Origin of the sequence: Allobranchiibius huperziae, from assembly GCF_013410455.1 — a bacterium.
In the GTDB taxonomy this organism is placed as follows: domain Bacteria; phylum Actinomycetota; class Actinomycetes; order Actinomycetales; family Dermatophilaceae; genus Allobranchiibius; species Allobranchiibius huperziae.
Genome location: NZ_JACCFW010000001.1, coordinates 1,345,217 through 1,367,522 on the forward strand (window position 1 = coordinate 1,345,217; position 22,306 = coordinate 1,367,522).

21 protein-coding genes are annotated in these 22,306 nt (G+C 70.1%); 10 read left to right on the forward strand and 11 right to left on the reverse strand.

Going from position 1 to position 22,306, the window contains the following annotated elements; all coding sequences use genetic code 11:
* The first annotated feature begins 86 nt into the window (after window positions 1-86).
* Window positions 87-1,382: a chloride channel protein gene (locus HNR15_RS06450; RefSeq protein ID WP_218883579.1), complete on the forward strand. Its 1,296-nt coding sequence runs from the start codon at window positions 87-89 to the stop codon at window positions 1,380-1,382.
* A gap of 261 nt (window positions 1,383-1,643) precedes the next feature.
* On the opposite strand, the gene HNR15_RS06455 is transcribed toward HNR15_RS06450, so the two are convergent.
* Window positions 1,644-2,021 carry a large conductance mechanosensitive channel protein MscL gene (locus HNR15_RS06455; protein ID WP_179480107.1) on the reverse strand — a complete coding sequence of 126 codons (378 nt, stop codon included), beginning with the start codon at window positions 2,019-2,021 and terminating at the stop codon, window positions 1,644-1,646.
* A gap of 240 nt (window positions 2,022-2,261) precedes the next feature.
* Between HNR15_RS06455 and HNR15_RS06460 the strand changes: the two genes are divergently transcribed.
* A complete protein-coding gene (locus HNR15_RS06460) occupies window positions 2,262-4,097 on the forward strand; it encodes an exo-alpha-sialidase (protein WP_179480109.1) in 1,836 nt (611 codons plus the stop codon).
* Between the two features lie 134 nt (window positions 4,098-4,231).
* On the opposite strand, the gene HNR15_RS06465 is transcribed toward HNR15_RS06460, so the two are convergent.
* Genes HNR15_RS06465 through HNR15_RS06495 form a run of 7 tightly spaced genes read right to left on the reverse strand, consistent with a single transcriptional unit; the run spans window position 4,232 to window position 12,525 of the window.
* Entirely contained in the window at window positions 4,232-4,930 is a 699-nt protein-coding gene (locus tag HNR15_RS06465) for an N-acetylmannosamine-6-phosphate 2-epimerase (RefSeq protein ID WP_179480111.1), read from the reverse strand.
* Complete coding sequence (locus tag HNR15_RS06470; RefSeq protein ID WP_179480113.1) at window positions 4,923-5,858, reverse strand: ROK family protein; 936 nt, start codon at window positions 5,856-5,858, stop codon at window positions 4,923-4,925. The genes HNR15_RS06465 and HNR15_RS06470 overlap by 8 nt, the downstream gene beginning before the upstream one ends.
* Entirely contained in the window at window positions 5,855-6,796 is a 942-nt protein-coding gene (locus HNR15_RS06475) for a dihydrodipicolinate synthase family protein (RefSeq protein WP_179480115.1), read from the reverse strand. The genes HNR15_RS06470 and HNR15_RS06475 overlap by 4 nt, the downstream gene beginning before the upstream one ends.
* 6 nt (window positions 6,797-6,802) lie before the next feature.
* Window positions 6,803-7,888, reverse strand: a complete 1,086-nt coding sequence (locus tag HNR15_RS06480; protein WP_179480117.1) for an oligopeptide/dipeptide ABC transporter ATP-binding protein — start codon at window positions 7,886-7,888, stop codon at window positions 6,803-6,805.
* On the reverse strand, window positions 7,885-9,891 hold the full coding sequence (locus tag HNR15_RS06485; protein ID WP_179480119.1) for a dipeptide/oligopeptide/nickel ABC transporter permease/ATP-binding protein: 2,007 nt from the start codon (window positions 9,889-9,891) through the stop codon (window positions 7,885-7,887). Before HNR15_RS06485 ends, HNR15_RS06480 begins: the two co-directional genes overlap by 4 nt.
* Window positions 9,891-10,847, reverse strand: a complete 957-nt coding sequence (locus HNR15_RS06490) for an ABC transporter permease (protein ID WP_179480121.1) — start codon at window positions 10,845-10,847, stop codon at window positions 9,891-9,893. The genes HNR15_RS06485 and HNR15_RS06490 overlap by 1 nt, the downstream gene beginning before the upstream one ends.
* Before the next feature lie 43 nt (window positions 10,848-10,890).
* Window positions 10,891-12,525, reverse strand: coding sequence for an ABC transporter substrate-binding protein (locus HNR15_RS06495; protein ID WP_179480123.1), 1,635 nt, complete (start codon window positions 12,523-12,525; stop codon window positions 10,891-10,893).
* Window positions 12,526-12,641: 116 nt separating this feature from the next.
* On the opposite strand from HNR15_RS06495, the gene HNR15_RS06500 reads away from it, so the two are divergent.
* From HNR15_RS06500 to nagA, 3 genes are read left to right on the forward strand one after another with little or no spacing between them, the layout of a single operon-like run.
* The gene (locus tag HNR15_RS06500) at window positions 12,642-13,349 is read left to right on the forward strand and encodes a FadR/GntR family transcriptional regulator (RefSeq protein WP_179480125.1); all 708 of its coding nucleotides are present in this window, start codon (window positions 12,642-12,644) and stop codon (window positions 13,347-13,349) included.
* Window positions 13,346-14,407, forward strand: coding sequence for an SIS domain-containing protein (locus tag HNR15_RS06505; protein WP_179480127.1), 1,062 nt, complete (start codon window positions 13,346-13,348; stop codon window positions 14,405-14,407). Before HNR15_RS06500 ends, HNR15_RS06505 begins: the two co-directional genes overlap by 4 nt.
* Window positions 14,407-15,576, forward strand: a complete 1,170-nt coding sequence (gene nagA, locus HNR15_RS06510) for an N-acetylglucosamine-6-phosphate deacetylase (protein WP_179480130.1) — start codon at window positions 14,407-14,409, stop codon at window positions 15,574-15,576. Before HNR15_RS06505 ends, nagA begins: the two co-directional genes overlap by 1 nt.
* Here the strand turns inward: nagA and HNR15_RS06515 are convergent.
* Together HNR15_RS06515 and HNR15_RS06520 are read right to left on the reverse strand one after the other, a co-directional pair.
* The gene (locus HNR15_RS06515; RefSeq protein WP_179480132.1) at window positions 15,573-16,331 is read right to left on the reverse strand and encodes a sigma-70 family RNA polymerase sigma factor; all 759 of its coding nucleotides are present in this window, start codon (window positions 16,329-16,331) and stop codon (window positions 15,573-15,575) included. The two genes, nagA and HNR15_RS06515, sit on opposite strands and share 4 nt — an antisense overlap.
* Window positions 16,332-16,372: 41 nt before the next feature.
* Window positions 16,373-16,702 carry a hypothetical protein gene (locus tag HNR15_RS06520; protein ID WP_179480134.1) on the reverse strand — a complete coding sequence of 110 codons (330 nt, stop codon included), beginning with the start codon at window positions 16,700-16,702 and terminating at the stop codon, window positions 16,373-16,375.
* Window positions 16,703-17,101: 399 nt separating this feature from the next.
* Between HNR15_RS06520 and HNR15_RS06525 the strand changes: the two genes are divergently transcribed.
* The 4 genes from HNR15_RS06525 (at window position 17,102) to HNR15_RS06540 (ending at window position 20,076) form a co-directional block, all read left to right on the forward strand.
* Window positions 17,102-17,824 (forward strand): GAF and ANTAR domain-containing protein, encoded by a 723-nt coding sequence (locus tag HNR15_RS06525; protein ID WP_484477005.1) that lies wholly within the window; start codon window positions 17,102-17,104, stop codon window positions 17,822-17,824.
* Window positions 17,821-18,591, forward strand: coding sequence for a GAF and ANTAR domain-containing protein (locus HNR15_RS06530; RefSeq protein ID WP_218883581.1), 771 nt, complete (start codon window positions 17,821-17,823; stop codon window positions 18,589-18,591). The genes HNR15_RS06525 and HNR15_RS06530 overlap by 4 nt, the downstream gene beginning before the upstream one ends.
* Window positions 18,592-18,670: 79 nt before the next feature.
* The gene (locus HNR15_RS06535; RefSeq protein WP_179480138.1) at window positions 18,671-19,390 is read left to right on the forward strand and encodes a phosphatase PAP2 family protein; all 720 of its coding nucleotides are present in this window, start codon (window positions 18,671-18,673) and stop codon (window positions 19,388-19,390) included.
* 2 nt (window positions 19,391-19,392) lie between these two features.
* The gene (locus HNR15_RS06540; RefSeq protein WP_179480140.1) at window positions 19,393-20,076 is read left to right on the forward strand and encodes a response regulator transcription factor; all 684 of its coding nucleotides are present in this window, start codon (window positions 19,393-19,395) and stop codon (window positions 20,074-20,076) included.
* Here the strand turns inward: HNR15_RS06540 and HNR15_RS18785 are convergent.
* Complete coding sequence (locus tag HNR15_RS18785; RefSeq protein ID WP_179480142.1) at window positions 20,052-21,416, reverse strand: ATP-binding protein; 1,365 nt, start codon at window positions 21,414-21,416, stop codon at window positions 20,052-20,054. The genes HNR15_RS06540 and HNR15_RS18785 overlap by 25 nt on opposite strands.
* Before the next feature lie 47 nt (window positions 21,417-21,463).
* Here HNR15_RS18785 and HNR15_RS06550 point away from each other — a divergent pair, with 47 nt between their 5' ends.
* Window positions 21,464-22,267, forward strand: coding sequence for an ABC transporter permease (locus HNR15_RS06550; protein ID WP_179480144.1), 804 nt, complete (start codon window positions 21,464-21,466; stop codon window positions 22,265-22,267).
* Window positions 22,268-22,306 lie beyond the last annotated feature (39 nt).

Sequence of the window (22,306 nt, forward strand, 5' to 3'; positions counted from 1 at the left end):
AGGGTGAGTGGGCGATGAGGACGGGTGAACGCGAGCGGGTACCGCCGCCACTGTTGAAGAGGCGGCTGCCGTCGGGCCGCGGAGCGATGATGCAGCCGAACGTCACCCACGACGGCGACGCGGCCCTGACCCTGCGCTTCTGGGGTGCGATCGTCCTCACCGGTGTGCTGACCGGCCTGATCGGTGATCTGCTCATGGGCCTGCTGCGGCTCGTGTCGCGCATCGCGTTCGGTGCCAGAGGGTTCGGGGACTTCGCGGACAAGGTCGCCGCCGCAGGCCCCTGGCATCGACTCACGCCGCTGCTGGTCGCCGGTGTCATCGGCGGGGTCGGGTGGTATCTGCTGCGCCGGTTCACCCCCGGACGCAAATCCGAGGTGGACGACGTCCTCTGGACGGGTGAAGGACGCCTGTCGGTACGCCGCAGCGCCGGCACGTCCGTGCTGTCCGAGATCGTCGTGGGCCTCGGCGCGTCGCTCGGCCGCGAGGCCGCGCCCAAGCTGATGGGCGCGGTGTCGGGCAACGTGGTCGCCGGGTGGCTGAGGCTGACCCCGGCGCAGCTGCGCCTGCTGGTGGCATGCGGCGCCGGTGCCGGTTTGGCCTGCGTCTACAACGTGCCGCTCGGCGGTGCACTCTTCACGGCGGAGGTGCTGGTCGGCGCGGTCAACCTGCCCATCGTGCTGCCGGCGCTGGCGTGCGCGGGCGTGGCGACCGTCACGGCATGGGTCGGTCTGTCGGACCACGCGACGTACGTGGGCATCCCACAGTTCTCCTACGACCCGCGGCTGCTGGTCTGGGCCCTCCTGCTCGGGCCCGTCGTGGGCGTGCTGGCCGCAGGGTACGTGCGGCTGATCGGGATCGTGTCCCACTACCGCGTCACCGGGCGATGGATGCTGATCGCACCGCTCGTGGCGTTCGCCGTGCTCGGTGTGCTGGCGCTGCGCTATCCGCTGCTCTACGGGAACGGGTCGGACATCGCCCGCCTCGGCCTCATCGGCGGCGGATCACTGGCGCTCTTCGTTGCGTTGGCCGTGCTGAAACCGTTCGTGACGTTGCTCTGTCTGGGCAGTGGCGCCTCGGGTGGTCTGTTCACTCCGGTGCTCAGCACGGGGGCCGCCCTGGGCGCCGCCCTCGGCATCCTCTGGAGCGACGTGTGGCCGGGGTCGCCCGTCGGCGCGTACGCGCTGATCGGTGCGGCCGCGATGGTCGGCGCCGGGATGCAGGCCCCCCTTGCGGCGCTGGCGCTGCTGCTCGAACTCACGCACGGCGGGTTCGGGCTGATGGTGCCGATGATCGTCGCCGCGGTGATCGCGACGGCGATCACGCGCTGGATCGACGGATATTCGATCTACTCGGCACGCCTCTCCGCGCCGGCGAGGGTGTAGGAATCTCGCTTTCGCTTCGGGGCGACGCCGTACGGGCGGATTCGCGTCCGAACGTCGTACGCGGGCATTGATCTGCTCAATGCGGAGCGGGAGCGGAATACCGCGGGGCGGCGGAATTCCTGCAACCGCATTGCGGTGCAGGAAATCCTTGCGCCGGCGCCGTGCAACAAGGAGTGGGACCCGTCGCATCGGACGTGTCCCACTCCCGATGCACTCGAGCAAAGTCGGGCGGGCCTCAGGAGCGCATTCGCCCGTCGAGGATCAGGCGCGCGGTCCTGCCCGCAGCTCGTCGCGGATCTGCACCAGCAGGTCGAGCTCGGTCGGGACGTCTTCGATTTCGACATCGCCCTTACGGCGGCGCAGGGCCAGCTCGGTCGCCTTGTTGTAGGGCACGACCACGAAGAAGTAGACGACTGCCGCCAGGAGCAGGAATCCGATGAGCGCGGTGATGAAGTCGCCGACGTGGATCCCACTCGGTTGGTAGCTGGAGAAACTCGGCGACCCGCCGATCTTGCCGACGATGTCCATGATGACGACGACCAATGCCTGAACGACTCTGGCGAAAGCCGTCGCGATGACGAATGCGACGGCGAGTTCGACGAGATTTCCGCGCATGATGAAGTCTTTGAAACCCTGCATGTCAAGTCCCCTTTTGCTATGGACGATTCCTGCATGAATCCGCATTCGACGATATCGCCACACCAGTCACGGCGGCAACACGCATTTTCCCGTGCGCTATTCACAGCCGGCGCCACTCGAGCACGACCTGGTTGGGGCCGCACGGGCCGGTGGGGCGGCCGCGGTCCTGGACGGACCATTGACGTCCTCCGCAGCGTGGTGCAGAGTTCTGACGTCAGACGTCTGATGTCAGGAGACCCGATGAACTCTCGTACCCACGCCCTTGCCGGACCCCTCGCCGCCGCCGTCATGCTCGGCGCCGGCTTCGTCAGTGCCGGACCCGCATATGCGGGCGGGCCCGCGCCCGGGCCGGCGGCCGAGGCTCCGGCCCTGCACCTGACCGATCTGGCGGTCCGGGGCGAGGGCGGCTATCCGCAGTACCGGATCCCGGCCCTTACCTCGACGACGAAGGGCACGCTGCTGGCTGCGTACGACGGACGGCCAACGATCAGCGACCTGCCCAATCACATCACGATCCTGCTGCGGCGCAGCACCGACCAGGGCCGCACCTGGAGCCAGCAGCAGATCGTCCGACAAGCGCCCGCTCCCGCAGGCTTCGGTGACCCCAGCCTGCTCGTGGATCATCGCACCGGACGCATCTTCCTGTTCTACGCCGCTGGCATGAACCAGGGGTTCGGCGGAAGCGGCACCGGCAACAGCGAGACGGATCCGAACATCCTGCAGACCGACTACAGCTACTCCGACGACGACGGTCGCACCTGGACGTCGCGACGGATCACCTCACAGATCAAGAACCCGTCGTGGTCCGGTCTCTTCGCGGCGTCCGGGCAGGGCATCCAGCTCGTCCACGGCCCGTACGCAGGACGCCTCATCCAGCAGTACCTCATTCGCATCTCCGGGCAGAATTACGCTGCCAGCGCCTACAGCGACGACGACGGCGCGACATGGAAGATGGGTCGACCGGTGGGGCCCGGCATGGACGAGAACAAGACGGTCGAGCTCGCAGACGGCAGCGTGATGCTGAACTCGCGTGCCACGCCGCATCGCCTGGTCGCGATCTCCCGCGACGGCGGCGTGACCTACTCCACCCCGCAGGCCGACCCGGCGCTGGTCGACCCGGCCGACAACGGGTCGATCATCCGGGTGGCCCCGGACGCCCCTCGCAGCGACCCGCGGTCCCGACAGCTGCTCTTCGTCAACAACGACGACCCCCTGCTCCGTCGCAACCTGACGGTGCGGATGTCCTGCGACAGCGGCCGCACCTGGCCGATCTCACGCGTGGTCGACTCCGGCAGTGCCGAGTACTCGACCCTGACCCGCCAGAGCAACGGCCGATTCGGTCTGCTCTACGAGCGCAACGGTGTGCAGGAGGTCACCTACACCTCGTTCGGTCTCGACTGGTTGAAGGGAGCGTGCGCCCCGGTCTCGGTGACGGCGCCGGACGGCGTCCGGGCGGGCAGGTCGGCGACGGTGACCGCGACCGTCACCGACCAGGAGGCGCATGCCCTGGCGAAGGGCACACTGCAGGTGAGCGGTCCCGCCGGCTGGGAGGTGTCACGGGTGACCGTGCCACGCGTGCAGCCGGGCCGCAGTGTGAGGGTCAGGATCGGCGTCCAGGTGCCCAGGACCGCATTCGGTGACCAGGACCTGACGTTCGCCTACACCAGTGTCGGCCGTCGTTCCGGCACGATCGCGACACTGCACGTGCAGGCAGCGCCGTGGGCACCGGCACGGCCGCAACTCGAGGGCACCGCTGTGCTGGACCACCTGGACGCAGCGGGCGCGGCGGGCCTGCCGGGCGACGTCGTCACCTACGCGATGAAAGTGCAGAACACCGGCAACACCACGGTGAACGACGTCACGCTCACCGGCGGTCTGGACGGGCTCGGCGTCTGCCACTATTCCGCGCTCGTCCCCGGCCAGAGCTACAAATGCTCGGCCACCCACACCCTCACGACCGCGGAGGTCGCCAACGGGTTCGCACCCGAGGTGCGGTTGACCGGCACCACGCCCGACGGGTCCTCCACGTCGACGCGGGTGAGGGTCGAACCCTGGTCGGATCCGACCCAGGGCTGAGGCTCCCTCCACGCGAGGTCGCCCCGGGCGGTCCGGCCGCCCGGGGCGACCTCGATCACTCTCTACGGCTAGCGGCGGCCGGGTAGTCGCCGGCACGTGACCGCGGCGCCGACACACCACGCAGAGCGTGGGCGCTACTCGCGACCGCCCGCACCAGCCGCGCCGCGGACGGCGTGCTCGAACCAGCCGGTGATGGTGCTCGGGTGGGTGATGGCCGTGCCCACGACGACAGCGAACGCGCCGGCGTCGATGGCCTGTGCCGCCTGCGCGGGGGAGTGCACGCGCCCCTCGCAGATGACCGGCACGTCGAGGGCGTCGACGAGCGCCGTGACGAGCGCGAGGTCCGGACCGGACGTCTTCGCCGTGTACGACGTGTATCCGGCGAGCGTGGTCCCCACCAGGTCCGCGCCGTACGAGGCGGCGGCCACTCCCTCCTCGAGAGTGGAGCAGTCGGTCATGACGAGCGCCGTCGACTGCTGGTGCAGGGCCTCGATCGTCTGCTCGAGGGTGCGGCCGTCCGGCCGGGCCTGACCGGTCCCGTCGATCGCCACGATGTGCGCCCCGGTCGCGGCGACCGCGAGTGCGTGCTCCAGCGTCGGGGTGATGTAGACGTCGGCGTCGCCGTCCTTCCACAGACCGATGACCGGCACGTCCACCGCGGCCACGATCGAGGTGAGGTCCTCGATGCCCTGCGCCCGGATCGCCGCGGCACCACCGTCGACAGCGGCCTGCGCGACCCGGGTCATGGTGTGCGGATCGCGCATCGGCTCACCGGGGTAGGCCTGACAGGAGACGATGAGCCGCCCGCGCAGGCTCTCCAGCAGATCAGGCATCGACGATCCTCTCGAAGGCGAGTCGGGCGGCTCCGAGGAGAGCGGCATCGGCGCCGAGTTCACTGTCGAGCACGGCGACGTCGGCGGTCGCCGGCAGGAGCTCGTCGCGCAGCGCCTGGTCCATCGCGGACCACCATGAGGGACCGGCGGCGGCGACGCCCCCGGTGATGACGACCAGCTGCGGATCGAGCAGGTTCACCACGCCCCCCACGGCGACGCCGAGGGCCAGTGCGCCCTGGCGCAGGGCGTCGGTCTCGACACCCGAGCCGCCGGCGGCAGCGCGGACGACGTCCTGCAGGCGGGCCACCGGTTCGCCGGTCCGGCGGGCGACCTCGGCGCAGATCGCGGGCCCGGCAGCGACCGACTCCAGATGTCCCCACCCGCCGCAGACGCACTCTCGCCCGTCCGCGTACGGCGATGCGATGTGGCCGAGGTGACCGGCGACATGGCGGGCGCCGTGCCAGACCTGCCCGTCGAGGACGAGCGAGGCGCCGACGCCGGTGCCCACGGCGACCAGCAGCATGCTGTGCGCCTCGCGGCCACGACCGCGCCAGATCTCCCCCAGGGCATGGGCGTGCACGTCGTTGTCGACGGCCACCGGCAGACCGGTCCACTGCTCCAGCACCCGTCGGATCGGTGTGCCCGCCCAGTCGCGCAGGACGCTGGTGGCGGAGACGACCTCACCGCGCACCTGGTCGATGACACCCGCGCTGCCGACACCGAGGGCCAGCGGGTGGGCGTCGGCGCCGACCTCCTCCACGAGGTGGCCGACGGTCCGGACGATCTCTTCCGGACCCCGTTGTCCCGGGGTGGCCGCGGTGGCCCGGCGCAGGACGCGCCCGTCGCGGTCGATCAGCGCGGCGTTGGTCTTGGTGCCTCCGAGGTCCACCCCGATGACGGCGGTCTGCGCCAGGGGAGGGCGGGTCATCGGCGGACGGACAGACCCGCGCGTTCGAGCTGGTTGCGTACCCGGCCGGTCTCGTCGGCGTCGTACCGGCGCATCGGCAGCGACACGGCGGGGGAGTCGATGACGCCCAGCAGGTGCAGTGCGGCCTTGAACGCGCCGATCCCACGGGTCGCCCCGGCTGCGGTCGCGGGGTCGGCGGAGTCGACGATGCGGAAGAGGCGCACCAGACGCTCCTGCTCCTTGTGTGCGGTGTCCCAGTCGCTGTCAGCAGCGCCGCGGTGCAGACGCACATAGCCGTGCGGGTCGACGTTGCCGAGGCCCGGCACCGAGCCGGTGGCGCCGGCCAGGAGCATCGCGTCGACGACGACCTCGTGGCCGGTCAGCATCGCGAAGTCCTCGATCTGCTCGTCCTGGAGCCCCACTACGAGCTGCCGGAACGCGACGTCGTCGCCGCTGGAGTCCTTCACCCCGGCGACCACTCCGTCCGAAGCCAGCTGCAGCAGCAGGTCGTTCGGCAGCTTGCGTCCGACACACACCGGGATGTCGTAGGCGAGCAGGGGCAGGCTCGACGCGGCGCCGACGGCGCGCAGGTGACGCTCGGTCTCGTGCGGTCCGACGATCGCGTAGAACGGCGCGGTCGCGACGATCGCGTCGACGCCGAGCCGTTCGGCTGCGCGGACCCGCTGCAGCACCCGGGGCGTCGTCGGCTCGATGCAGCCGGCGATGACCGGTACGGCGCCCGCCGTCGACCTCACGATGACCTCCAACACCTGGTCGCGCTGCGGGTCGGTGAGGAACACCGTCTCACCGGAGCTGCCCAGCGCGAAGAGGCCGCTGACACCGCCGTCGAGCAGGTGGTGCACGAGTCGCTCCAGTGAGGCGACGTCCACCTCCCCGTCGTCGGTCAGAGGGGTGACGACGGGTGGGATGACACCGGTGAGGGTCAGAGGGTCGGTCACGGGGCTTCAGGCTCCTTGGTCGGCGTCGACGGAGGCGACGGGGTGTGCATGGTGCGCAGGGTCTGCATGGTGTGCGGAGTGGGCGTCGCGCAGGAGATCCTGCGCCGACGTCCCTTCGGGAATCGGGTGATGGCAACGGAACTGGTGACCGCCCGCCGCCGAGGTCACCGGCGGCATGTCCTGAGCGCAGACGTCGTCCGCCCGCCAGCACCGGGTCCTGAACGGGCATCCGCTGGGTGGCGCCGTGGCCGAGGGCACCGGACCGATGAGCGGGATGGGCTCGACGGCGTCGAGCAGGCTGGGTGTCGCGGAGAAGAGCGCGCGCGTGTAGGGATGCCGGCTGCCGTCAGGCAGCAGTGCCGCGGGTGTCTCCTCCACGACCCTGCCGAGGTACATCGTGATGATGCGGTCGCTGATCCGTTTCACGGTCTGGATGTCGTGCGACACGAAGACCATGGCCAGCCCCAGATCGTTCTTGAGGTCCATCAGCAGATTGAGGATCTGTGCGCGCACCGAGACGTCGAGCGCGCTGGTCGGCTCGTCGGCCACGATCAGCGAGGGCTCCATGGCGAGGGCCCGGGCGATCGAGACGCGTTGGCGCTGACCGCCGGACAGTTGGCCGGGGAGGGCGCCGGCGAGCGACTGCGGCAGCCCGACCAGCTCCATGAGGCTGCGGACCCGCGCGCTGCGGTCCCGGGCGGACTTCCAGTGGTGCACGTCGAGGGGGTCGCGGATGATCTGCGAGACCGGCATCCGGCGGTTCAGCGACCCCGCCGGGTCCTGGAAGATCATGCCGACACCGCGGCCGAGGGTGGCGCGACGGCGTCCGGCGGACATCGCCCAGACGTCCTCGCCCGACCACAGCAGCCGCCCGGACGTCGGCGCCTGCAGGCCGACCATGGCCTTGGCCAGGGTCGACTTGCCGCACCCGGACTCGCCGACGATCCCGACGGTCTCGCCGGGGTGGATCGCCACGTCGGCGCGGGTCAGCGCGTGCACCGTGGTCCTGTCGAACATGCTGCCGCCGCGCGCGCGGTGCACGACGCTCAGGTCCTCGGTCGCGAGCACGGGTGCATCCGATGTGCCGGTCATGAGTGGGCCTCCTCGAGTGCGGCGCGGTGGCCGGCGGGGTGGTGGCAGGCCGCGAGGTGATGGTCGTCGTCACCGGTGAGCCGGGGTACGTCGTCCAGACAGACCTGGGTGGCCAGCGGGCAGCGGTCCGCGAAGCGGCAGCCCTGCGGGAAGTCGGCCGGCGACGGCACCGTTCCCCTGATCTGGGTGAGCCGGGCGGCGCCCGCCTCCAGCGACAGGACGGAGCCCAGCAGCCCTCGGCTGTAGTGGTGGCGGGGTTCGGCGACGACGTCGGCGCTGACGCCGGTCTCGACGATCCGCCCGCCGTACATGACGGCGACGCGGTCGCACACCTCGCTGACCAGGGCCAGGTCGTGGCTCACCAGGATGAGGGCGAAGCCGAGCTCCTCGCGCAGCCGCAGCAGCAGCTGCACGACCTGGGCCTGCACCGTCACGTCGAGTGCCGTGGTCGGCTCGTCGGCGATGATCAGCTTCGGGTCACGCGAGAGCGCCATGGCGATGACCACGCGCTGACGCTGGCCGCCGGACAGCTCGTGCGGGTAGGACGACAGGGTGCGCTGCGGATCGAGCCCGACGAGGTCCATCAGGTCGGCAGCGGTGCGGGTGCCGCCGCGTTTGATGACCTGGGCCAGCTGCGACTTGATCGTCATCGCGGGGTTGAGCGCCGACAGCGCGTCCTGGTAGACCATCGCTATCTGCCGGCCCATGAGCGCGCGGCGTCGGCCCGCGCTCATCCCGACCAACTCCTGGCCGTCGAAGACCATCGAGCCGCTCACTTGCGCGCCGGTCGGCTGCAGGCCCATCACCGTGAGGGAGGTGAGGGATTTGCCGCTGCCGGACTCGCCGACGAGACCGAGGACCTCTCCGGGTCGCACCTCCAGGTCCACGCCGTCGACGATGTCCACACCGTGGTGACGGTCGGCGAAGCGGATGTGCAGGTCGCGCACGGTGAGGACGGGGTCGCCCTGCGGGAGCGGGCGGGCGGTGCTGCGCAGCCGGGCGGCGGCCCGGGTCAGTCCCGGCAGCTCGGGTGCGGTGTGCTCCTGCTCCTGCGCCTGCTCGAATCGGGCGGTCTGCGGCTCGGGTTCGGCGCCGCCCTCCTTTCCGCCGCCGGCGGCCGGAGCGGCCCAGGCGTCGGAGATCCCCTCACTCAGGATGTTGAGGGCGAGCACGGTGAGCAGGATGAGCAGGCCGGGGAAGAACGTCGCCCACCAGGAGCCGGCCGTCAGGATCTGCTGGCCGTAGGCGATGACCGATCCCCACGACGACTGCGCGGCCTGGCCCGGCAGACCGCCGCCGATGAAGGACAGCGACGCCTCGAAGATGATCGAGTCGGCGACCATCACCGTCGCGAAGACCAGGACCGGTGCCGCGCAGTTGCGCAGCACGTGACGGCGCAGGATGTGCACCCGGCGCGCGCCGATGACCTGCTCGGCGGCGACGTAGTCCTCGCCGTACTGCGAGAGCACGTTGGCGCGTACGACACGGGCGATGGAGGGTGCGAAGACGAAGCCGATCGCGATGATCAGCACGCTCAGCTTGTCCTTGCCGTAGGCCACGATCAGCACTGCGGCCAGCGCGATCGCCGGGAAGGCCATGACGATGTCGAGCAGTCGCATGATGACCTCGTCGACCACCTTGCGGCTGGTGGCGGCGAGCGCGCCCAGTGCGGTGCCGACGATCAGCGCCAGCGCGGCGGCGCCGAAGCCCACCTCGAGCGACCGGCGCGTGCCGGCGACCAGCCGGGAGAAGATGTCCCGCCCCGAGGCGTCCACGCCGAACCAGTACGAGCCGCTCGGGCCGGTGCCCACGGGTGCGAGCCCGGGGCGCGTCGGGTCGTGCGGTGTCAGCCAGGTGCTGAAGAGGGCGACCAGGACGAGCAGGGCCACGAATCCCAGTGCGATCCGGGCCGGTACACCGAAGCGGCGCAGGCTGAACGACGGTCGGCTCCCGGTGCGGGCGGAGGACAGGGTGGCGGCGAGGCCGCCGCGGTAGCCGGGCATCAGTGGCTCCCTCGCAGTCGGGGGTTGGCGACCATGTAGAGGACGTCGACCACCAGGTTGATCACGACGAAGCATCCGGCGATGACCAGGATGGTGCCCTGCGCGAGGGCCGTGTCGTTGGTGGTGACGGCCTGCATGACCAGGGTGCCCATCCCGGGCATCTGGAAGATCGCCTCGATGATGATGGTGCCGCCGAGCAGGTAACCCACCCGCAGACCGAGCACGGTGAGCGGGTTGACCAGTGCGTTGCGCAGCACGTTGCGTCCGACCACGACGCGGGGCGGCAACCCCAGGCCGTACGCCGTGCGGACGTAGTCCTTGTCGAGCTCCTCGACCATCGCGGTCCGCACGATGCGCGCCAGCGAGCAGCCGACGGGCACCGCCAGGGCGACGGCGGGCATGGCCATCGCCTTGAGGAAGCCGGTGAAGGAGTCCGAGGGGTTGATGTAGCCGGCGTTCGGCAGCCAGCCCCACGTGATCGACAGCTGCTGGATGAGCAGCAGCGCGAGCCAGAACGACGGCACCGAGATGCCCATCATCGAGATCACCCGGATGAGCTGGTCCGGCCACCGGTCGCGGAACAGCGCGGCGACGATGCCGAGCACCACGGCCAGCACCAGGGCGAGCAGCGCACCGATGAGCGTCAGCTCCAGGGTGACCGGCAGCGCCTCGCTGACCAGCGATCCGACCGACTTGTTCAGCGACTGGGTGGTGCCGAGGTCACCGGTCAGCAGGTCCTTGACGAACGTCACGAACTGCACCGGCGCCGGTTTGTCCAGCCCGTGTGCCTGGTTGTACGCCGCGATCTGAGCCGGGGAGGCGTTGTCGCCCAGCGCCGAGACGGCGGAGTTGACCGGCGACAGTCGCATGATGACGAAGACGAACAACGCGATGCCGAGCATCAGCGGGATCAGCGTGAGCAGTCGGCGTACGACCATGCCCAGGACGTTGGTCATGGGGGCTCCTTCTAGAAGGTGACCGGCAGGGGAGGGATCGTCGTCACGAGCGGGAGGCGCCGAGGAAGTACAGGCCTGTCGTGGGCGCGGCCTCGAAGCCGGTGAGCTTCTTCTTGTCCCAGCCGGTGACGATCTTGGTGTGGAGCACCGGGTAGAGCGGCGCCTCCTCCGCCACGAAGTCCAGCACCTGCTTCCACAGGGCCTTCTGCGCGGACTTGTCCGACTCCTTGGATGCCTGATCGAGCAGGCCGGCGACCTTCTTCTGCGACGCGGCGTCCCAGTGGTAGCGGTCCTGCGGCCAGGTCTCACCAAAGTAGAACCAGCGCAGCAGCAGGTCGGTGTCGGTCCCGAAGACCGACGGGTCACCGGACGCCAGCAGTGCCCGGAACGTCGGCTTGGAGACCAGGCCGTCCGGCGCCGGTGCGTAGACCGACGACGACGGAGCGGTGTTGAGGGTGGCGCGTACGCCGATCTGCTTCCACGCGTCGATGATCAGCGGGGCGGTGTCGGTCACCGCTGCGGCGTCGGTGGTCACCAGCTCGATCGACAGGCCGGACACCCCGGCCGCGGCGAGGAGCGCCTTGGCTTTCGCCTTGTCGTAGGAGTAGACGGTGGATGCCTTCTGGTAGTCGGCGTTCGCCGGGTCGAGGTAGCTGTCGGCAGCCGAGGCGAACCCTTGGAACGCGGTCCGGATCAGCGAGTCGGTGTCGACGGCGTAGTGCAGCGCCTGCCGGACCCGCTTGTCGTCGAACGGTTTCGCCGAGCAGTTGAACATCAGGAAGATCTGGTTGAACGCCTGCTTGGCCTCGACGTCCTTCTTGCCCTGCAGTTGCTTGACGTTGATGTAGGGGACGGCCTCGATCGCCTGCGACCGGCCGCTCTGCAGGTCGGCCACCCGGGTCGCCGCCTGCGTGGTGGTGTGCCAGGTCATCCGGGTCGCCCTGGCCTTGCGCGAGCCGTTGTAGCCGGTGTTCGCCGCGAAGGTCAGGCCGTTGTTCGCATCCGCGGTGAGCAGCTTCCACGGACCGCTGCCGACGGGCGCGGTGTCGAAGGTCTTGCTCGCGGCGGCGTTCAGGGTCTTGGCCTTCGGCACGATCTTGATCACCGAGATGCGGCTGGGGAACAAGGTGAAGGGCTGTTTGAGGGTGAACTCGACGGTCGTGGCGTCCTTGGCCTTCACCGAGGAGATGAAGGTGATGAACTGCGACATCAGCGTCGTCGCATCCTGGGCGCGCGTAAAGGACCAGGCGACATCGGTGGCGGTCACAGGGCTGCCGTCGGAGAACGTCGCGCCGTCGCGCAGCGTGACCGTCCACGTCGTGCCGTCGGCGCTCGCGGTCGGCTGCGATTTGGCCAGCGCGAGGTAGGGCGCCCGGGTGATGGGGTCGAGGTCGACCAGGCCCTCGAAGACGTGCTGGTTGGCGGCCGTGGCCACCGCACTGGATGCGTTGACCGGGTCCAAGCCGCTGGAGAGTGTGAAGGCGAGGGTGGCGTCGATCTCGCCGGACCCGGAGGTGCCGGCGCCGCCCGCTCCGTTGCTGGTGCCCGAGTCGGGGCCGCACGCGCTCACCGCGGCGGTGATGGCGGCGGCGGCACTCAGCGTGCCGGTATAGCGCAGGAAGGTGCGGCGCGTCGTACCGGTCAGGCCGGCAGGGTCGAGGGCAAGCTTGCGGGTCATGGTGCCTCCATGGCAGGGCGGCTGAGCTCGGAATGTGAAGCAGCATACATCAGACGTCTGACATCGGACATCATCTTGTATGCTCTCGTTATCCACCCCACACCTCAGGAGGACCCATGACCACGGCGGTCGCCCGGCCACAGTCAGCACAGCTGCAGGCCGTCGAACGGATCAAGTCCTACATCCTCGATCACCGGCTGCGCGCCGGTGATCCGCTCCCCACCGAGGCGGAGCTGACGGCGGCGATCGGCGCGAGTCGCTCGAGCGTGCGGGAGGCGATCCGCACCCTGACGGCGCTGGACATCGTCGAGGTGCGGCACGGGCACGGCACCTTCGTGGGCCGCCTGTCGCTGAGCGCCATGATCGAGAGCCTGGCGTTCCGCTCGATGCTGAGCAGCGGCACGGACTACGCCGTGCTTGCCGACCTGGTCTCGATCCGCCAGCTGATGGAGCAGGGCTTCGCCCGGCCGATCATCGACAGCTTCACCGCCGAGCAGGAGAAGGGTCTCGGCGATCTGGCCCGGCAGATGAAGACCCTGGCCAAGCAGGGCAAGCCGTACATCGAGGAGGACCGGCACTTCCACCTCCTGCTGCTGGAGCCCCTCGGCAACCACCTCGTCGTGCAGCTGACCGGCGCCTTCTGGGAGGTGCAGGCCAGGGTCGCGCCGAGCCTGGACGTCGCGCCGGCCGACTGGCTGCGCACGGCCAACGCGCACATGGAGATCGTCGATGCGGCCGCGGCCGGCGACCTGGAGCGACTGCGCAGTGCCATCGAGGAGCACTACGCACCGATCCGCAACCACATCCGGAACCTGCACGCATGAGCACCTCACTCCAGGCCGCTGTCGACGCGCCGGGGCGGTTGATGGCTGCCGAGATCGCCGAGCAGCCGCGCGTGCTCGAGCGCATCCTTGCGTCGTACGCCGATCACCTGGCACCCGTCGTGGCGCGGCTGCGATCGCACGACACCCGCGCGGTGCTGCTGGTGGCGCGCGGCACCTCCGACCACGCGGCGCTCTACGCGAAGTACCTCATCGAGACCCGGCTCGGTCTGCCCACCGGGCTGGTCTCCACCTCCACCTACACCGGTTACGACGCGCGCCCGGATCTGCGAGGGGTGGTGTGGATAGCGGTCAGCCAGTCCGGCGGTTCGCCGGATCTGGTGGCCTCGACGCGGGTCGCCCGGGAACAGGGAGCGCTCACGATCTCCCTGACCAATGTGGAGGACAACCCGCTGACCGACGCGGCCGAGCTGCGCCTGCCCCTGCTCGCCGGCACGGAGGAGTCGGTCGCGGCGACCAAGACCTACTCGGCCAGCCTGCTGTGGCTGTGGCTCCTGGTGCAGTCCTGGTCCGGTGGCGACACCGCTGCGGCCGCGAGGGTGCCCGAGTGGGTGGCCGGCGCACTGGACCGTCCCGAGGTGGCACAGGTCGCGTCGCGGTACCGGTTCGTCGACCGGCTGGTCACGACGTCCCGCGGGTTCGGCTACCCGACCGCCCGCGAGGGCGCGCTGAAGCTGATGGAGACGTGCTATCTGTCGGCGCACGCGTTCTCCGGCGCAGACCTGCTGCACGGGCCCCTGGCGATGGTCGACGAGGACCGGCCCGTGATCGTGATCAGCCCGGCCGGGCAGGGTGCCCGGATGCTCCAGCCGGTGCTGGACCAGCTCGCAGAGCGCGGCGCGGACGTGTGTCTCATCGCACCGCAGGAGACGGCCGCCGGCGCACCGGTCCGAATCCTGCTGCCGTCGGGCATGGACGAGCAGCTGGCGCCCATCGCGCAGATCGTGCCGCTGCAGCAGCTCGCGCTGCAGTTGGCGCTCTCGCGGCACTACGACCCGGACCGTCCGCGCGGCTTGAACAAGGTCACCAGGACGACCTAGTGCTGATCCATGCGGCGCGTCTTCTCGGCGCGGGCGACGCGGTGCCCGACGGGGCCGAGGGCTGGGTGCGGATCGAAGACGCTCGCGTACGCGCGGTCGGTGCCGGCACGCCGTCGGGACGCGCCGATCTCGAGTTCGCGGACGGCTGGGTGGCACCCGGCTTCGTCGACATCCACTGCCACGGCGGGGGCGGCGGAGACGTCGCGTCCGCCGACCCGGAGTCGATCCGCCACGCGGCGCGCTACCACGCGCGACACGGCACCGGGGCGATGCTCGCCTCCCTGGTCACCGCATCCCTGGACGACCTGTGCGCACAGCTGGAGGCCGTCGCGGACGTGGTCGAGGCGGGCGACACGGCCGTTCGCGGCGCCCACCTGGAGGGCCCGTTCCTCTCCCACGCGCGCTGCGGCGCGCAGAACCCTGCCCACCTGATCCTCCCCGACATGCCGGCGTTCGAGCGGCTGGTCGAGGCCGCGCGCGGGACGCTGCGGATGATCACGGTCGCGCCCGAACTCCCCGGGGCACTGGACCTCGTCCGCGCGGCGCTCCGTCGGGACGTGACCGTGGCGCTGGGGCACACCGACGCGACGTACGAGCAGTGCCTGCCGGCGATCGAGGCGGGCGCCACGGTCGCCACACACCTCTTCAACGGCATGCGACCGCTGCACCACCGAGAGCCAGGCCCCGTCGGGGCAGCGCTGGACCGGGGGCTGTGGTGCGAGGTGATCGCCGATGGCATCCACCTGCACCCCGCCGTCCTGCGGATGGCCGCACGCGCAGCGTCCGACCGGCTCGTGGCGGTCACCGACGCGATCAGCGCGGCCGGGCTGCCGGACGGCAGACACGAACTCGGCGGGCAGGCCGTCGTCGTGACCGACGGGACGGCCCGGCTCGCGCGCGATGCCTCGCTGGCGGGCAGCACTCTCACCATGCGGGCGGCCGTACGCCGGTGTGTCGAGGCAGGCATGTCCGTGCCGGTCGCGGTGCGGGCGGCGACCCGGAGTCCGTCGGTCGCCGCGGGACTGGACGCGCACGGCCGTATAGAGCCGGGTGCCGACGGCCGACTGCTGCACCTCGGATCCTTCAACGGCGCAACGCCGTTCGGCGATGGCGAAGCGGCCCGCTGGGTCGGGACACCCGTCGATGTCGATCCCGGCGGGCGTCGCTAGGCGGGCACCCGCTCCGCGTCCTCGTCCAGGCACACCCGCAGCCTCTCGATGATCGCGGCGAGCGTGCGCGAGACCTGCATCTGGCTGATGCCCAGACAATTCCCGATCTGCAACTGGGTCATCTCCTGCTCGAACCTCAGCTGCAGGATCAACCGGTCGCGGGGCGGCAGCTCGTGAATGCTCTGCCTGAGCACCAGCGCGGTGAGCAGGGCGTCGACAGTGCCGACGCTGCCCAGGTTGAGCTGGCCGCCGGGCTGGGAGTCCGGGTGCACACCGAGGAGTGCGTCGAGCGAGGTGGCGGTGTAGGACGATCCCACCCGTTGCGCGTCACGCACGACCTCAGGGCTGATGTGCAGATGCTCGGCGATGTCTCCCACCGTCGGTGTCGTGCCGAGGGACTGGGTCAGGTCCTGGGTCGCGCGCCGCACCTCGTGGTAGGTGTCGTGCAGGCTGCGGGGCGGGCGCACCGCCCAGCCGTGGTCGCGCAGATATCTCTTCAGCTCCCCGTCGATGGTGACCCGGGCGTACGGCGCGAACGGTGACCCTCGGGACGGCTCGAAACGTGCCACCGCCATGACCAGGGCCAGCGACGCGACCTGCTGCAGATCCTCCAGTTCGGCACCGAGCCCCGTGTAGCGGCGGGCGATCGCGTGCGCCAACGCGAGGTTCTCCTGGATCGCATCCGACCGCAGTCTCTCCGCTACGCGGGTGTTGGCCGTCCTGGACGCACGCTGGAGCAGCGCGACGGTGCGCACCTCGCGTTCACGTGAGGCATGAGCAGACGCCGGTGGGCACCTCATCGGGACGACGCCCGACGTCGCGCGGTGACGTTCTCGACGGTCACGTCGACGCGACCGGGAGCCAGCGCCTGCACCGCGGCTCGGATGGCCTCCACCGTGAGCAGCAGGTGGCAGTCCCGGGCCAGCACCACGTGCACGTCGTATCCGTACTCGACCTCGCGGATGCCCCGCACCTGGCGCGTCGGAAGATAGGTGACGACGTGTTCCTTGCCGGCGTGCAGCCCCTGCACGCCAGGGGTGGCGAGCACCGCCTGCGCGATGACCTCGACCCGCTGTGGTCCGTTCCTCGCACCAGGGGTGAGGACCTGCACGGACTGGCCGCTCATGGTGACGGGCGGGGTGGTGGAGCCGGTGTCGTGAGCCAGTGCTCTGTCATGGACTGTCCTTCGTCGAGAGGCGCCTTGCCGCGGCAGTCAGCGGATGGGTAGACGCGTCGAGGACACCGAGTTGATTGACGAATTCGGTCGAAGGATCGGCGATTCCCCGTCTGGCTTGCCGTGGAAAGAGGGCTGCCGGGTCCGGGGCAGTAAGGCCACGCGATATGTGACCTCGCTATCAAGTCTGCACCGCATCCAGGGTGTGTCAACCGTTGATCCAGGAAGGACCCACCCGAGCCAGGACAAAACACGGTGCGCGGACTAGTCTCCGGGGCACGTAGTGACGACCCCGGTCCTTGGCGTCGGTTCGACCGGAACAGATGACGCCGATAGAAAACTGGGGTGCAGATGGACAAGGTGCAGCGCATCCTGGCCGACCTGCAGTCCACCGCCAGCACCGTTGACGGTAGGGCGACCCTTCCGGAGGCCCTCTGCGCCACCTGCGCGACATCACTGCAGGTCACCGGCGTCGGACTGGCCCTCATGAGTGAGCGCGGTCCGGAGGGCCTGGTCGCGGCCACCGACGGGCTGGCGAAGACGATGGAGGACCTGCAGTTCGACCTTGGCGAGGGGCCCTGCGTCGACGCATCGGCCGCCATGCGACCGGTGCTGCAACCCGACCTGCGCAAGACCGCGTCCGCGAGGTGGCCGGCGTTCGGGCCCGCGGTGCTGGAGGCCGGTATCGAGGCGATCTTCGCGTTCCCGTTGCAGGTCGGTGCGATCCGCCTGGGTGTGCTCGATCTCTACCGCGACGTCCCCGGTCCGCTCAGCTCCGAGACCTTCCGGGACGCCCTCTCCTTCAGCGACGCCGCCACCAGGTTGCTGCTCTACCTGCAGGAGCAGATGAACAATCAGGGCGAACTGCACCCCGACCTGCTGCTGGCCCACCACAACCGTCCCGAGGTGCATCAGGCGACCGGCATGATCGCCGTCCAGGCCGCAGTGGGTCTGGCCGAGGCGCTGCTCGTTCTCCGCGCCCGGGCCTACAGCGACGGACGCAGCATCGTGGACGTCGCACGCGACGTCGTCTCCGGAAACCTTCGCTTCGAGCCGGATGGCAAGGACTCATGAGTGAGATCATTGAACCGCGTACCCCGCATGAAAGGCGGCCCCCCATGGTCACCCAGGAACGCCTCGTCGAGGCATTCGTCGATCTGGCCGATACCTTGGTGGCAGAGTTCGATGTCATCGACTTTCTGCACTCCCTGGCCAGCACGACCGTCGAACTCCTCCACGCGGACGCGGCCGGTCTGATGCTGGCCGACCAGCGGGGCGAATTGCACCTGCTCGCCGCCTCATCGGACGAGACGCGCACCCTGGAACTGTTCGAACTGCAGCACAATCAGGGCCCCTGTCTCGATGCCTATCGCGAGGGCAAGCCGATCACCAATATCGACCCCGCAACGGCCGAGGAGCGTTGGCCGGCATTCGGTGCCGCCGTACGAGCGGGCAACTTCACCTCGGTCCACGCCATTCCGATGCGATTGCGCGATGAGGTGATCGGCGCAATGAACCTCTTCCTGGCGAGACCCGGCGATCTGTCCAATGCGGACCTTGCACTGGGCCATGGTCTGGCGGACATCGCCACCATCGGACTGCTGCAGGAACGCGCCGTACAGCAGCAGCAGATCCTCGCCGAGCAGCTCCAGGGGGCGCTCAACAGCCGCGTCGTGATCGAGCAGGCCAAGGGCATGCTCGCCGCACGCCACGGCGTGTCCGTGCTCGACGCCTTCGCGGCCATGCGCACGTATGCCCGCCGCAACGGCCGGCCGCTATCGCATGTCGCCGTCGAGATCATCGACGGCAGCCTGGACGAGGCGCAGCTGCGGGTCACCTGACGTTCGCCCTTCCCGGTCGTCGGTCGTCACCCCGAGGATGCTCAGGTACCCCACAGGGGCACCGGGGCAATCTGACGGAGTGCTGCTCCTCGTCCCCGCTCGTCGACGCCCCGGCCCCGCGCCGGAGCGTATCGACCGCAGGCTCCTGGCCTGGGGCGCCTCGATGGTGGCTCTCGGTCTGCTGATCGGCGTCTGGGTGACCTCGACCGGTGCGCGGCACACCGGCGAATACGCTCTGGATGCAGACCTGTCCCGGCACCGCAACGTCGCCGGAGTCGCGCTCGCCCGACTGGTGGACGTCGTCGGTTCGCCCCTGGTGGGGCCCTTCCTACTGCTCGCACTCGCGGCCGTCCTGTGGTGGCTGATCGATCGCGGCACCGCCGCCTGGTTCCTGGGACTGGCGATCGTGGGCTGGTTCTCGGTCACGGTGTGCAAGGTGGCCTTCCACCGCCACCGGCCACCGACCGCCGCGATCCACGCGCTCGTCGTGGAGCACGGCGCCGACAGCTTCCCCAGCGGTCACACCGCTCTCGCCGCCGGGATCGTGATCGGCGCAGCGGTCGCCGTGCGCGGCAACCGCGCCGTTCGGTCGTGGGTGCTGCTGGTCGGCATCCCACTGATCGCGCTGGTCGGCCTGACCCGACTGCTGCTGGGTGCGCACTATCTCGGGGATGTGGTGGGGTCTCCGCTCATCGCCGGTGGCGCGGTCCTGCTCACGGCCGGTCTGCTGAGGCCGGTCGAAGATCGGGTCCGTGGTCGTTTCGACGGCGCCCGGTTGCCGCGTGGGTCCAGGATGTGACGGTGCCCCACCTCCACGTCCTGCTCGCCGAGGACGAACAGAGCCTCGCCACCGTCGTCACCAACGGACTTCGCGAACGCGGTTTCACCGTGGACACCGTGCACGACGGCAGGGACGCGGTCTGGCGAGCGCGCGAGACGGCGTACGACGTGATCGTCCTGGATATCATGATGCCCGGTCTCAACGGGTACGACGTGGTGCGCGCGATCCGCGAGCACGACGCGCAGACGCCGATCCTGATGCTGACGGCCAAGGACGGCGAGTGGGACCAGGCGGACGCGTTCGAGCTCGGGGCCGACGACTACCTGACCAAGCCGTTCAGCTTCGTGGTGCTGGTCGCCCGGCTCCGTGCCCTGGCCCGGCGCGGCGGAGCAGGGGTGGACGCGCCGCTGCGGGTCGGCGGACTGCGCCTGGACTCCGCGCAGCATCGGGTGCACCGCGCGGAGAGCGAGATCGACCTGACGCCGAGGGAGTTCGCGCTCCTGGAGTTCTTCATGCGGCACCCGGGGCAGCTGCTCACCAAGTCGCAGATCCTGGACGACGTGTGGGATCTGCCGCTGGCCGACCACGGCAACATCGTCGAGGTCTACATCGGCTACCTGCGTCGCAAGATCGACACACCCTTCGACCTGCACACCCTGGAGACGGTGCGCGGCGTCGGTTACCGCCTCGTCGCCGACGTATAGGGCAACCGCACGGTGAACTGCGCCCCGCCGCGCGCGCTGCGATCGACCTGCACGGTCCCGCCGTGCGCGCGCACGATCTCCCGGACGATCGCGAGTCCCAGCCCGGAGCCGCCGACCTCGCGGGTGCGGCTCTCGTCCAGGCGCACGAAGCGTTCGAAGACGCGTGCGCGATCCTCCTCAGCGATGCCCGTGCCGTCGTCGCCCACCGTGAGCAGCACGTGGTCGTCGCCGGCCACCGTCTGCACCTGCAACCAGGAGCGGGCGTGCCGGGCCGCGTTGTCCGTCAGGTTGCGCACGACCTGGTCGAGTCGCTCGGGATCGCCCTGCAGCCGCGCCGGAGAGAGCTGCGAATCCACCGTGAGATCGGTCGTCGACGCCAGCCGGGTGGCGTGGTGGAAGACGATGTCGTCCAGGTCGACGTCGCGATCGCGCAGCACGAGACCCCTGTTGTCGCTGCGGGTCAGCAGCAGCAACCCGTCGATCAGCTCCTGCAGACGGTCCGCCTCGCGGCGCATCAGACCGGCGTTCTCGGTCGAGACCCGGTGGCCGTCGGTGGCGGCGATCTCCAGTGCGGCCTGCAGCGTCGCGACGGGGGAGCGCAGCTCGTGACTGGCGTCCGCGACGAACCGCTGCTGCGACTCCTGCGCGGTGTAGAGCCGGTGCAGCATCTCGTTCATGGTCGTGGCCAGGGTCGCGACCTCGTCCTTCGCCGGTCCGACGGGCAGGCGCTCGTCCAGGTTGCGGGCCGTGATGCGCTCGGCCTGCCGCCGGATCGCCTCGACCGGCTGCAGCGTCCGGCTGGTGAGCACCCACGCCAGGGCGGCCGCCCCACCGACGAGGAACGGGATGCAGATGAGGACGAGCTTGGCCGCCTCGCTGACCGCCTCGTGCTGCGCTTCCTGCGACGCCTGGACCAGGACCGTGAACTGCTGCCCGCCGTACGTCGTGCGTGCCTGCACACTGAGCGGCTGATCGAGATCACCGGGCAGCCAGTAGCCCTTGTTGCCCCGGACGATGGTGCCGTCGCCCGGAACGACCTCGCCGGTCCAGCGACTCTCGCGGGGATACTCCGCCACCACGCGACCGTCGGAGCCGAAGACGTGCACGGTGGTGCCCGGGCTGACACTCGAGGTCGTTCCCGCCACACCGGACGGCCCCGACCGGGCGACGGCCGAGGTGACCGCGGCAGCCGTGTGCTGGGTCTCGTGCTGCAGGTTGGCGGTCAGGGACCGCTGCAGCAGGTTGGCGACCACCAGGACACCGATCAGCAGCGGCAGCGCGGTGACGACGGCCGCCAGGATCGTCAGGCGGCTGCGGATGCCACGCGGGAACCGGATCACCGGACCATCTTCGCGTGGTGCGCCTGCGCATCGGCTGAGATCGCCGCATGACCCTGCAGACCCTGCAGGGATTGCCACACCTCGTCCTGGGTACGCCGGGTTCGTACGTGGGGGAGTACGGGCGACTCGCGCTCGGCCTGATCCTGCTGCTGTCCATCGCGTGCGTCGTGCTGCGACAGGCCGCGATCCCACACGTCCGCGGCGTGGTGACCGCGTCCGCGCGGGCGGTCGTGCAGCTGGCCCTCATCGCACTGGCACTGCGTGGCGTCTTCGCGGCGCCGATCACCGTGATCGCTGTGATAGCAGTAATGTTCACGGTGGCGTGCTGGACGGCCGGACGTCGTCTGCGAGGCCAGCTGAACGCGATGCGGGCCGTCGTCGCCTCGATCGGCGCGGGGGTGTCCGTGGCGGTCGCCATCATCGTGGGTATGCCGACGCTGACCCGTGATGTGCGCACCCTGGTCGCCGTCTGTGGGATCGTCATCGGCGGCGCGATGACCGTGGCCACGCTGACCGGGCGCAGGTTCGCGCGCGGGCTGCACGATCGCCGCGACGAGGTGGAGGCGTGGCTGTCCATCGGCGCGACACCGCGACAGGCGGCGCGGGACGTCGCGCGCACCTCGGTCTACGAGGCGCTGGTGCCCGCCCTAGACCAGACCCGCACGGTCGGTCTGGTGACATTGCCCGGCGCCTTCGTCGGCGCGCTGCTCGGCGGAGCCAGCGCCGAGAGTGCCGCTCGCTTCCAGATCGTCGTCCTGGTGGGTCTGCTGTGTGCGCAGTCGATCACCGCGACGCTGCTCGCCTGGCTGATCGGCGCCCCGCAGGTGCTTCCGGCGGCTCCGCACGACTGAGAGATCACCCAGTGATCTCTCAGTCGGTGCCGCTTACCT